Origin of the sequence: Bradyrhizobium sp. CIAT3101 (genome assembly GCF_029714945.1) — a bacterium.
Classification (GTDB): Bacteria; Pseudomonadota; Alphaproteobacteria; order Rhizobiales; family Xanthobacteraceae; genus Bradyrhizobium.
On record NZ_CP121634.1, the window covers coordinates 8,776,606 to 8,789,201 of the forward strand.

Annotated in this window: 5 protein-coding genes; all 5 read left to right on the plus strand. The window is 62.6% G+C overall.

The genetic code is table 11. The annotated features are described in order from the left end of the window. Positions 1-458 precede the first annotated feature (458 nt). Genes QA645_RS40695 through QA645_RS40715 form a run of 5 tightly spaced genes read left to right on the plus strand, consistent with a single transcriptional unit; the run spans position 459 to position 12,144 of the window. Positions 459-2,150: an N-6 DNA methylase gene (locus QA645_RS40695; RefSeq protein WP_283046606.1), complete on the plus strand. Its 1,692-nt coding sequence runs from the start codon at positions 459-461 to the stop codon at positions 2,148-2,150. Then, on the plus strand, positions 2,147-4,852 hold the full coding sequence (locus tag QA645_RS40700; protein WP_283046607.1) for a hypothetical protein: 2,706 nt from the start codon (positions 2,147-2,149) through the stop codon (positions 4,850-4,852). The genes QA645_RS40695 and QA645_RS40700 overlap by 4 nt, the downstream gene beginning before the upstream one ends. Continuing rightward, positions 4,845-9,098, plus strand: a complete 4,254-nt coding sequence (locus tag QA645_RS40705) for a DEAD/DEAH box helicase family protein (RefSeq protein WP_283046608.1) — start codon at positions 4,845-4,847, stop codon at positions 9,096-9,098. The genes QA645_RS40700 and QA645_RS40705 overlap by 8 nt, the downstream gene beginning before the upstream one ends. Beyond that, positions 9,095-11,320: a hypothetical protein gene (locus QA645_RS40710; protein WP_283046609.1), complete on the plus strand. Its 2,226-nt coding sequence runs from the start codon at positions 9,095-9,097 to the stop codon at positions 11,318-11,320. The genes QA645_RS40705 and QA645_RS40710 overlap by 4 nt, the downstream gene beginning before the upstream one ends. Beyond that, positions 11,317-12,144 (plus strand): phospholipase D-like domain-containing protein, encoded by an 828-nt coding sequence (locus QA645_RS40715; RefSeq protein WP_283046610.1) that lies wholly within the window; start codon positions 11,317-11,319, stop codon positions 12,142-12,144. The genes QA645_RS40710 and QA645_RS40715 overlap by 4 nt, the downstream gene beginning before the upstream one ends. The last annotated feature ends 452 nt before the right edge of the window (positions 12,145-12,596 follow it).

The window sequence follows — 12,596 nt, forward strand, 5'->3', positions numbered from 1 at the left end:
GAGTGACTCGATTTCCGCCTTTAAGAGTGACTCGATTTCATAGACCGCTGATGCCGCTCGGTTTTTCCGGCTGATTTTTTCTCGCGCGCAAGTGCGAGCACGAAGGAGTCGAGGGGGGTCATTTCTGACATAGCGCGACGAGGTTTCCTCCAACAATGCAGTGATCAACAACCTGCTCGGTGAGCGTTGCCCGCAGTGACTATGCGCCTTCCAAGGGAAAATTCGTCATGCAAGGGCTTGTCGGCTGCCGCGCATCTTCTCGCACATGGCATCAGATCCGTGGATCTGATCGTTCGCCCAATTGACACATTCCTATCCAGCTGCAGGTATTGCGCCTGCAGGCTTGCTGGGTTGAGCTCAAGGATTCATCTGGTTCCCCAGAGAGGTGCACCGTAAATTGTGTAAAACCTTTGCTTGTCTAGGGCTGGCGAGGCTAAAATGCGATTCGGCTGGGGGAGATGATGGTCGCGGAAGTTGCGCATCTTTTGGCGCGAGACGCGGCGCCCGAGAGGATTCGGGCGCTCATCCGGACCACTATTTCAGAAATTGAAACGGCGTTCGCCTCGATTGACCGTCTGCAAGCGCGTACCCGCCTCGCTCTCACGCTATCGCTTCTGGAGGGCAGCGCACAACAGGCGTCGATCCGATATGGTCGGGCCACGACGGTTCTGCGCGACGAGTTGAGCAAACTCGACGTGGACGACCGTCATTACTGGATCAGCACCTTTTACACGCTACTGATGAGCACCTCCGCTAGGCGGGAGAAGGCAACCTATTTCACGCCGCCAGCGATCGTCCGTCACCTCATACGTCAGGCGGAGACGGCCGGCCTCGATCTGACGACGGCGCGGATCATCGACCCCGCCGCCGGCGGCGCCGCGTTCGTGTCCAGCCTGGCAGGTCGGATGACGGAGCTGGGGTGCGGCGCCGGGGACATAAAGTCCAGGATCACCGGCATCGAGATCGATCCCCATCTTGCCCTTTTGGGCGAGGCTCTAGTGAAAGATCGGCTTGGGTCTCAGTGCGGCAAGAGCAGACTAATTCGCACTGGGGATTCCCTGATCGTTGGCGAGATCGCAAGATATGATGGAGTCTTCGTGAATCCGCCCTACGGCCGGATTCTTGGCCTCGGCAACGAGATCCCTCTGGAATGGCGCGCCTTCTGCGCGCCGGGTCACGTCAATCGCTATGCGCTATTCACGGACCTTGCTTTCCGGATGGCGAAGCCGGGCGGCCTTGTCGCAACTGTGACGCCGTCGAGCTTCATTTCAGGTCCCTTGTTCGAGAAGCTGCGTGAGAACATCCGTACGCGGGCAGACGTACTGCGTATCGACGTTCTCGAACGCAAAGACGTCTTCCACGATGTCCAGCAGGACGCATGCGTTTCAATCTTCCGGATCAAGGAAGCCTCGCGTTCGGCGACAAAGCCGTTTGCCCCAAAAGTTGGGCGCCTCGACCGGGATTGGAAGTTCGCGGAAGACGGAGTCGTGACGACGAGCGACGCGGGCCTGGCGGCCCCCTGGATCCTGCCGGGAACAGGCACCGGCTTCGACTCCTGCCTCGGTCGCCTCAAGGATTACGGTGTGACACCGAAAGCCGGATCCTTCGTTTGGAATCGCGAGACCGAGCGTCTGCAGCGGGGGAAGAAGGTAGGAAAAGCGTTCCCGCTGTTCTGGGGCACGAACATCAAACCTGGAAAGGCCTGTCTGCCGCGCAGCAAAGACGACGAAGGCACGGATTTTGTCGTCTTCGAAAAGGAGAACTCCGGGATAATACGCAAGCCGTCCGTCCTGCTACAGCGCACGACGAACAGTCGGCAGCCGCGCCGGCTTGTGGCCGCCGCCGTTCCCCGCAAGGTTCTGAAGAAGCATAAGGGGTTCGTTTGCGAAAACCACACCATCGCGTTGGTTCCTGATGGCCGTGCCAACCTCTCACTGCTGGTAAGGCTGTTGAACACTGATGCGGTCGACAAGCGCTTCCGAAGGGTGGGCGGCACATCGAGCGTTTCCATCGCTGCACTGCGCAATCTGCCGCTGCCAGTCCCCAAACATCTGCGAAGCGCCATCAAGAAAACGAACGACTTCGAGAGCGCGGTGGAGCTCGCCTACTCGATGACAGAGGGCCCTTCATCAAATCGTAGGGCAGCATGAAAGCCAGGAACCACAACGACAGGTTCGGGCGCACCAACCGGGACCTTAACCCGCTCGCTAGGCAGGAACAGTCGCGCGCGCAAGCCGAACGCGCCCGCGTTCTGCTGCAATCCGCTCGCGCACCCGCCCCGGCCACGCAGCTGCTGCGACCTGGCATTTCTACAGCCACGCCTGTCGGATACTCCACGACCGCCGATCCGGCCAACTGGATGTCAGTAGATGCCGGCAGACCGCTCATCGAGGCCGCTTTCGAGACCGTTAAGGACGCGGCCGACAAAGCGATCATCGCATGGCCTTCGAGGCCCGGCGGCGGCTTCGTACCTGCCTGCATTTTCCTCCGGGAGGCGCGCGCATCTGGGCACCTAGCCCATGCCACAGTCGGCTATTGGCCTTGGCGCGAGGGAGCTCTCCGGGCAGCGCGCTCGATCTTGGTTTCCCCGGACGACATCGGCCGCGCATCGCTCGCCGCCTACAACGACCCGAAAAAGAGCGACTGGCAGGCTGGTACGCTTGCGCACCAGTCGCTCTGCTTGCTCGAGATGCGCCTCAAGGATCTGGTGAAGAGCCGCCCCAGCGCTGCGCGAGTTGCAAGCATCAAATCCATTGTAGTCCGGAGCCCGACGCTCCTGGAAACCACGTCAGTCTTCGCTCCTGACCGGAAAAAGGGCGCCAGCGCATATCAGGTGACTCCCGATCAAGTCCTACGGCGCGTGCGAAAGTACACGTCGATGGGCGAACCGAATGCAGGTTTGGTCGAGCACGTAGGCGCCATCGGAGACCCGACCCGCACGCCGTTCGCGCTGCTAGGTCTGCCTCCCGTGCAGGCAGCGGAGGGATTGACGCGCTATCTCGGGTCCGAACGCATCCGCCGGCATGGACTTGACCTGATCGTCGCCGACCTGACGCGCATCGGACGGTCGGAAATCGAGGACGATTGGGAACGGAGACTCGACGCCCTATTGACCGCCCTCGACGGCGTCGAAGGCAGGAGGCCTGGGGTCCTCGTCCTGGCGGAGGAGTCGTTCATCCATCGGCGGGCCTTCCGGCTGCTAAAGAGTCATGCCGAGATGCGACGGCCGAAGGTGAAGGCCCTGCAGATCGGACTGTACCTGGAAAGCCCGACGTTGCTCGGGGAAGCACCCGGTATGCCGACCGAGCTGCCTCCGATCTCGTTCCAAGCCGACATCAAGGATGCCTCTCTCGCGCCTCTACGGAAGGAACTAGTCGCTCTGGGACGCCGGATGCGGGACGAAGGAGCGCCGCGTGCCGCCGAGTCCGTTTCTCGCGTGCTCGCCTTCGTCAGGCGCTGCGCCTCCCTTCCACTCGGGTTGACGGACGCCAGGGACATCGCCGACATCATCTACGACGAAGACGGCGAATTCGATGCGGCGCTACGGGCGCTGTTTCGCCCCAAAATGGTCCTTTCGGACCTGATCGCCGCCGGCGACCTGCATCCGGTCTTCGCCGGCGATATCAAGGGAGCCGTTCAGAAGATCGAGGCTAAGGTAGCTGATTGGGAGAAGGACACACCGGTGGCCGCTAAGTTGGCGGAATTACTCGCCAACCCGGAGATGGACTCGTCGAGAACTACCGTATCGCTCGCCGACCGTCGCGTCGCCGAGGTGTTCATGGCGTCCGATCGCGCCGTCGGCTATCGCTGTACGGTCGTCGATCACCGGAGCCTGGCAACTCACTTGGCGGTGGTCTCTCCGGAGCGCCTGATCGTGGTGGGCCCGACGCCGGAAGCTGTGCAAGCGCTTCTTACGACGAAGAGCCAACTGAAGTCTTGCTACCTTATCGGCGACGCCGCCGGTAGCGCGTTGCTTTCGGCGGAGTTGTCGTCGATCGAGTCCATATCCGCCTTCCAGTCCTTCGCACCTCGAGCAAAGCTGCTCGTCTCCGCCTTAAAGCGGGGGGGATCGGACGAGTCGCTGGATCATGCCGAAGCTGAGTTCAGCGTGGTCAGCGTGATCAAAGAACGCGAGGTGGATCTCACCCAGGCTGATGAAGCCTATCGCGGCGAGGTGATCCAGCTAACCATGCAGAGCGGTCTGCGTCTGGACTATCGTCCCGGCGGCGAAATTCTGCTTCTCTCGCCAGGTGAGCTCCGTCCCTTCGAGCGGATACAGGCTCGAGAAGTTCAACCCGGTCAGCGGATCCTAGTGCTGGACGCCTCCATCCGCGAGCCGTTGCGTATGGCGATCGCCGGTTCGAGAAAGAGCCAACAGCAGCTTGCGGCGTATCACAGCCACATCGCGGACATCTATGCGAAGACGCCGGGCGATTCTACGACCAGCAAGGCGCGCAACGTGCTTGCCAAGATGCACGCCATTGACCCGTCGACCGGAGACGAGATCAATAACATCAAGCGCTGGCTGAAGGCGGATGTCGCCCGGACGACAGTGGAGGGCAGCCGTGCACCGGGGGCCGCACGCGATTGGCCTAGATTTCGCCTTTTCATGGAGGCGGTCGGCGTCGAGGAGAGCCTGTCGTCGCTCTACTGGAGGTTCGCCGTGCTTCCCGCCCGTTCGTATCGGGCTCAGGAAGGCCATTTGTTCAATCAGCGCGTCGTCCAGTTCGTGCTGGATCCGGAATCCGCAGGCATCTGGAAGTCGATGCAAGGACTGTGGCAGCAGGTCATGGAGGCGGTCGACGTGGTCGAGGACGTCAACAAGGTAGCGTTCGAGGGCGACAATGGCTGAACCGACCGCTGTGGCCGGCATGTCTGCCGACGACCGACAAGAGCTGAAGGAGGCGGTCTGCGATGCGGTGCTGGAGCGCACACGTCAAGCCGTCAGCGGCGACGGCGAATTCGGCAGGATCGTCGTAGGCGACCGCCCCGCACGAAAGCTTTCAAGCGGTTTCATTCTGCCCCGCCTCGACGAGAACGGCGACGATGAGTCCAGCGACATACGGATCGCTACGCACGGCCTCGACTTCCGGATTCTGCTGCGCACCACGGGCGCTCTCGCCATCCAACCGGTTTTTAGCTGCTATGTGCGCGCGCTGCCGACGACCGACGAGCTCTTCGCGCGCAACGGATGGCTCATACCGCCGCCCGGATTCAGCCAGGCCGCCAAGACGCAGATCAGGGATCAAATCCGCCAGAGGGCTAAGGCCGAGATCCCCCAAGGTGCGTCTTCCAGCGAGCGCTTTCGCATTCGATCGCAGATATCCCGCGAGGTCCATTTGGCGATGGGCGTCGCGCTGCCTCGCGGGGCTCCCCCTCCCCCGATCGGCGACAATCCGGAGATCGACGATGCACAGCCTGATACTGGAGCCACCGACCCTCTCGCTCCGACGGGCGCGGAACGACTTCGGATTCCGAGCGCAATGTCGCAGCGGTACGACGTGCCGCAGAAGTGGATCAGATTGGCGGTACCTCTGGCCCCACTGACGCTGCCGCTTCCGTGCGACCCGGCGGCTTGGACCACCGCTTCGCTGGCGTACAAGCAGGTGCTCGAGACCGCGATCAAGACTTCCTATCGAAGCTGGCTGGCAACGGAGGAAGGCAAGGCGAACGCCTGGCGGAAATTGAATCCTCCATCCGAGGCGTTCTGGTCGCGGGAGAACTGGGAGCGCTTCCTTACCGATGCGCGCGCGCGACCTACGTCCGAGGCTGACCTCTTACCGGATTTCGATATCCAGGTACTCGCTCAGGCCCTGCCAGACCCGCTGGTCGATGGAGCCTTCTCCGTGCGGATCGCGCTGGAAAACCTGCAGGAGAACGACTCCGCGCAGGAGTCCGGGCTTTTCGGCGTTGCTCTCGCGGTCGACATTCCTGTCGACGCCTTGGGTCCGATGCGCCTAGAGCGCTTCCGCCGCAGTTATCATCTGGCCGGCTTCATGACGATGCCGGCGATCGGCGTCAATGGAGGTGTCGAAGATCTCGGCACCTTCGAGGGACATCGTAGGCTTCGTACCACCTGGATGCCACGCTTCGTGTTGCCGCGCACCAAGGCAACCGAGATTTCGGACGTTGTCACTCAATACGAGGCCCTCTCCTCCGCCGACACCGAAATCGTTTCGCTCGAGGCGCTCTCAGCCGAGATGGACCGCTGGATCGATCGGGTGGCAAGAACCACTGCCATCACTCAACCGGGCGAGCAGGGGACGGAAGCGGACGAGGCTGCGCAACGGACGAGGTTCGAAGACGATCTGCAGGCCTGGCGCCGCGAGGCGGATCGGATCAGAAAAGGGATCCGCCTCGTCGCTCGATCGCAGCAGGCTTGGCGCAGCGACGCAGGGTCTCAAGCCGCGATTCCGTACCGAGCTTGGCTACTCCTTAACCGGACCTTTGCGAGAGCAAACCCTTCTTCGCAGGATCAGAGGCCCGGTTGGCGTCTATTCCAGCTTGCATTCGTACTCGCCCACGTGCCGACCTTCGCCTCGCGCGTTCCTGCATACGCGGACGAGTTCGATGCTGCCTTCGATGAAGATGCCGCGAGCCTTCTCTACATGGCCACCGGCGGCGGCAAGACCGAGGCTTTCTTCGGCGTGCTTGTCTTCGCGCTCTTCATCGATCGCCTGCGCGGAAAGGCGCGCGGCGTCACGGCCATGATGCACTATCCGCTACGCCTTTTGACCGTGCAGCAGGCGCAGCGCCTCGCCCGGCTGCTGGCGAAGGCGGAGATGGTTCGGCGTCGCGAAGGGGTGGGCGGCGCACCGTTCGAGGTTGGCTTCTGGGTAGGCAGCGGAAATACGCCGAATGCGACCGAAACGAGATCGGGCACCTTGTCTGACGAGATGAGGTGCATTCCCGTCGTCGACAGTCCGCGCGCCCGAGACGAACAGGCGATCCTCGACGGACAGGAAAAGGCGGACCGGGAATACGTCACGGCAAACGCGGCCTGGAACAAGCTGCCCCGCTGTCCATTCTGCAGCTCGGCGCGCGACACGGGCTTGCGGTTCTATCCGGAGCGGCACAATCGACTGGGCATCGTCTGCTTCAACACCCGGTGCGAATGGAATGTGGAGACGACCGACCGGCAGGGCCAAGCCGAACCGCTCCCGTTCCTGATGATCGACACGGACATCTACCGGGCCGCACCATCGGTGCTGCTCGGGACGATCGACAAGCTGGCCCTCCTCGGCCAGAACGTCAGCACCATCGATAAAGTCGCCGGCATGTTCGGCATGGCCCGGCACGTGCAAGGTGGCCCCTTGGGGCTGCTGCACATGATTGGCAGCCCCCAAGCGAACGAGACGCCGGCGGACTACAGACGAGTGGCACCTTCGTTCCGGTCCGGGGAAGAGGTTTTCTTCGATCCGTTTCCGAGCCTGATCGTCCAAGACGAGATGCACCTTCTCGAGGAGAGCCTCGGCACGTTCGGCGGCATCTTCGAGACGGCGCTATTTCAATGGTTGACGCGCTTGGCGCTCTTGTTGGGAAATCGCGTGGTGGAGGTGCCATCCGCGCCGGGTCGGCCCCGCCTTCCTCACGTAGTGGGCGCGACGGCAACGGCGGCCGACGTCGCCAAACACACGCGCGCACTTTACCAGCGCAGGGTCGTCCAGTTTCCGCATCCCGGTCCGGCCCTTCACGAAGGTTTCTACACCCGAATGGCGGCGTTCGATCCGGCGGGCGACGCAGCGGCAGCTAGGGCTGCTTCTGGGATCACTCCTCGCGGGTTGGAGCTGGCTGCTCCTTGGGGCCGTGTCTATGCGAGCCTCATGACCAACGGCCGGCTTCACACCGTCACGACATTGTCCGTTCTGGCGGCGCATGCGGCAACGATAACGAGATGGCAGCGCGATCTGAGCGCGACCGACCCGGCCAAGCAAACCAGGGCGGCCGAAGAGATGATATCCAGCGTCTCGACGGCGCCATGGTCGGAGCGGCGAGTTGCGGCTCTCCGATCGGCAGCGCAGGACGGCCGATACGACCGGCTGGCGCAACTCGTCGATCTTCACCGCATCGAGCTCACGTATGTCACCAACAAGAAAGGTGGCGATCAGATCCTCTCGGCGCTGGAAACCGAGGTGCGGGAAGTCCATGCCGCCATGGGTGAGCAGTACGCCCTCGCCGACTTCTCCATGGAGCTGATCTCCGGCGGAGTGGACATCGCGGACATTCAGGGCGTCATCCGTAAAGCGGAGTCGAAGTTCGATCCGATGGCCGACGACATCTCGACGGCGCTGCGAGGAATTGTGGCCACATCGGCGATATCGCACGGCGTGGACGTGGAATTCTTTAACGCGATGGCTTTCGCCGGCATGCCCTCGGACATCGCCGAGTACATCCAGGCATCGTCGCGCGTCGGGCGCACGCACGTCGGCTTTTCGCTGCTGATTCCCATTCCGCAGACCCGGCGAGACCGGTTCATCGTGGAGGTCCATGAATCTTTCCATCGACTTCTTGAGAGGATGATTTCTCCGCCCGCGGTCGAACGATGGGCTGATCGCGCCATCAAGCGGACCATTCCTTCCATGGTGCAGACTTGGCTCGCCGGCGTGAGGCACAACGAACGCTTCCTTCCCGCGCCCGACGATCAGAAGGGCCCGGTGGCGCTTCCCTCCACGGTGGAGGCCGCAGCCAGGCTGCTGCGTTCCCGTCAGGACTTCGACGACTGCGTCCGCTTCGTCGGCGCTGCCATCGGCATCGGAGCTCCGATCGGATCGCCTACCAATCCAGAATATTACGGCAATCTCGCCCGTTCCGAGGTTGAGCGCATTCGGCAGGTGCTCGACAGCAAGAACTACACCGGCAGCCTCAACGATTTCTGGAAGGCCACCAACACCGACCTTATGAGGCCGATGACTAGCCTCCGGGACGTGGACGTTCAGGGACGGATCGAGGGCAGCCGGCGTTCGCAGACCAACAAGGCGATCACGGAAGAACAGTTGACCGACGCCATCTCCATGATTCGTAACCGCGGCGTCGCGCTCGGAAGGCGTGGCGCCTACAGCGAACTCGACAGCGGTGCAGACACCGGACAAAACTCATGAGCAAGCCCGATACGATGCAGAGGTCGCGTGGACAGCTTGCGACCGCCTACGCACCACACAGCCTCTTTACGTTCGAGGGGGGTTCCGGAGCATGCTTTGCGCTACCGAGCCCCGGCAATAGGACGGCTGGAGACGAGCTGCGCCCCAACACCCAGCGCATGATCTCCGAGCAGATCCAAGAATATTTCGAGGCTTGGGCAACGAGGGCCAGGCGAGGCACGAACCTCCGGCATGCCGTACCCTTGAACCTCGCGGTCGACGGACGCGTCATCAGCGACGACGCCGTTCGAGTACGCTCCGGCGATCTCGCGTTCCAGGTGCCGGATAGGGTTGGGTACGTTCCCTTCCCTCTCTCGTTCGTCTGCACTCGTTGCAAACTGCACCGGCACAGCGACCGGGTCGAGCGGCTCGCCGATGAAGCTGCCCGGTTCCGGAATGCATGCCCCTCCGGCGCCGACAGCTGCGCCAACGACTGGCAGCAGCTGGACGTCGTCTACGCTCACTGGTCCGGAAACGTGGAGCCGATCACACCGAACTACCGCTCGTGGTATGACGGTGAGGTGCGCGACCTTGACCGCTGCACGTCGTGCGGCTCCGATCGCTTCTTGCTTCACCGCCCTCCGGGGCGGCTCGGCAACTGGGAATTCCAGTGCGTAAACTGCAAGCTGCCAAGGCCCATGCAACAGAGGGACCTGACGACACTCGAAGAGCTCGGCCCTCTACTTGCCCAAAATCAGGCGCTGCCGGCCGAGATCAATATGGAGCCCGTCTCCTACCGGGCCTCGGCCGCCTACTACGTCCACGGCGACAGGCTCCTTGTGTTCGATCAGGAGCGGTACATCCAGCTGTTGGGATCGGCGCAAACGACGCTCCTGAGCGCATTTCTGTCTACCGAATTCGGCTATCCCCCCACCAACCTCGACGACGCCGAAAAGGAAGCGCTGCTAGAGGCGGCCGGACAGTCTGCACAATGGGATATGTATCGGCGGGTGAGAGACCTCATAGCGACACTCGAGCGAATGCCCCAGATCGATCCCGCGGCCATCGCCGCGCAGCGGGAAATGATCGCTCGGCAAGAAGCCGAGTGGAACGAGACGGTCTTCGCCGGACAGTTCGAGGCCGTGGAGGGCATCGATAGAGCCTGCCGCGAACGGGGCGACTATGTCCGGCGGTTTGATCCAGTCCGCATGGCGCTCGAACACAAGACCCTTACCGAAGAGCGTCTCCAAGGGCGCCAAATGCCTGACGGCAAGAGTGCCTCGGTCGACGTGACGATCCTCGACGACTTCCTGTTTCCGGACGATCTCGATGCGGACGCGCGCGCGCGACTGCTCGATCAGGTGCGCCTCCGTAAAGACCTGCTGGGCATCGAGGAAATGCGGCTCGTCCGCGACGTGCGGGTCTGCGAATACACTTTCGGCTACACGCGCACCAGCTCGACCCCCGTCGTCATGAGGGACAAGGCCGGATTGGCCGAAATGCCTGTGCGGCTGCGCTTGTTCGACAAGGTCCCGGTCGGGGATCGAGCTCTTCATCCCGTGCTCTGCCTCATCCAATCCAATGAGGGGTTGTACGTCCGCCTGAACGAAGCCTGCCTGCTCGAATGGCTCGAAGCGAACCAGATCCAGTTGCCGGCAGCCGATCCCGGCGTCCGTCTGGGAGGTCGCCTCATCGAGCAGTTTGCACGAATGGCCAACGACGAGGACGTTCGCTTTTCGCGTTTCCTCGACGAGTATCGCCGCGAACGCAGCGTCCCCCGGCTGGCATACCCCTATGTCTACACGCTGCTGCACACGATGGCCCACCATCTGCTGGGAATTTCTGCGTCGATGTCCGGATTGGACCTAGGATCGTTCGGCGAGCACATCTTTGTCCCTGACCTTGCCTTCCTAGTCTATCGCCGCGGCATGACGATGGACCTAGGCAACCTGTCGTCGATGTGGCGCGATCGGGGTGACCCTGCATACGGCAACGAAGTGCTGGACCGGATGGTCGATCCTGCGAGTCTCCGCTGCGGATCTGAGAGCGTGTGCAATCACCGAGGCGGAGCGTGCCCCGATTGCCTGCTCATCCCCGAGACCGCCTGCCTCACCCGCAACGAACTGCTTTCCCGCTCCGTGCTCATCGGCCGCGGTTTCCCACGCTGGGACACCGAAGGACGCGCGCTCACGGGCTACTATGAGGTGGCGCGACGGCGAACGCGGGCGGACGCCACGCCATGAACGCGACGATCGGAAGCTCGCTGTCGAGATCGCTGGTCAGCGAACTGGGCGACGACTGCGCGGCAGCCGCCCAGTTGGCCGCAGCCATCGCCGATCGTCCGGCCGGGACCATCGACAACGCCAGCTTGGGATTTATGCCGAGAGCCACGCTGTCTCGCGTCGCTGCCGATTTCGTCAGACGCGGTTGGCTGACGCCATCCGATTCCGGATGGAGGACCGGACCGACCCCTCTACCGCGTGCCGTCGTTTCCTTCTTGGAAGGTGCGGCCGCGATGCGCTCCCACGATGCGTTCCGGGAAACGGCCACCGCAATCGTGACCATGCCGCCCCCGCCGAGCGCCATCGCCGCGGCCCTTGCGCAGACTGGGATGGCCTACGCTTCACTTGTTTCTACCAACGAAGCTCTGCGAGCGGTCGCAGACAAGGCCGTGGATACCTTCACGATCATGACGCCGTTCCTAAATCAGGAGGGACTTGAGTTCGCGCAGGAGCTTTTCGCCCGAACCAGAGCGCCGAAGAGGAGAATCATCGTCCGCACACCTGGTGATGCGACGCGCATTGTTCTCAACAACGCCGCGACCTTGGCAACGCTCGGCATCGAAGCGTTCGACTACACGATCGGAGTCGGAGAAGGCTATGAAACCTTTCATGCGAAGGCTGCGCTGGCCGACAATGAACTTGCCTACGCCGGTAGCGCGAACATAACGGTTTTCGCCAGGCACTCGATGGATCTTGGATTTTTGGTTGAAGGTCGGTCAGCAAGAGTGGTCGCAAACGTGGTGCGCGCCGTCATCAAGATCGCTTCGCCCATACCTCTTGGCTGACTCAAGGCCGCTTCCTGCGCCGCTTTAGAAACTCCCTCGCGGCCTGCTCCATCACGTCCCAGGCTGCCCGATGCTCATCGAGCCCCACCTGCTTGATGTCCGCGATCACGTCCGGATCCATCATCGTTAGGAACTGCACCCGATTGCCGATCGGAGTCCGCTTACCCTTCTTTGGCGCTTTCTTTTTCCCGGAAGCCCTTCAAAAACGACGAAGCTCCGAGAAGCGCGACGCGCGACCCGGCAAACGAGGGGTGCGATTCGCTCCATTTTCCGGCCCAGCTGCATCGCACCTCCCCGCGTTCGCGCTCCCCGCTCCGCACCTTGAGGGAAGGACTGGCGGTCGCGGCGGCCCGGCAGCCGCCGCCTCCACCTCGCGCCATCCCCCCGGACCGGCCGCTGGCCGGGCCAAGGATTCGACTGGCGGGCCAAACCTGTGGACGGCGCGGCAGTGC

Coding starts and splice junctions, on each gene's coding strand:
- QA645_RS40715 (WP_283046610.1), top strand. CDS start 11,317: ATGAACGCGACGATCGGAAGCTCGCTGTCGAGATCGCTGGTCAGCGAA.
- QA645_RS40710 (WP_283046609.1), top strand. CDS start 9,095: ATGAGCAAGCCCGATACGATGCAGAGGTCGCGTGGACAGCTTGCGACC.
- QA645_RS40700 (WP_283046607.1), top strand. CDS start 2,147: ATGAAAGCCAGGAACCACAACGACAGGTTCGGGCGCACCAACCGGGAC.
- QA645_RS40705 (WP_283046608.1), top strand. CDS start 4,845: ATGGCTGAACCGACCGCTGTGGCCGGCATGTCTGCCGACGACCGACAA.
- QA645_RS40695 (WP_283046606.1), top strand. CDS start 459: ATGATGGTCGCGGAAGTTGCGCATCTTTTGGCGCGAGACGCGGCGCCC.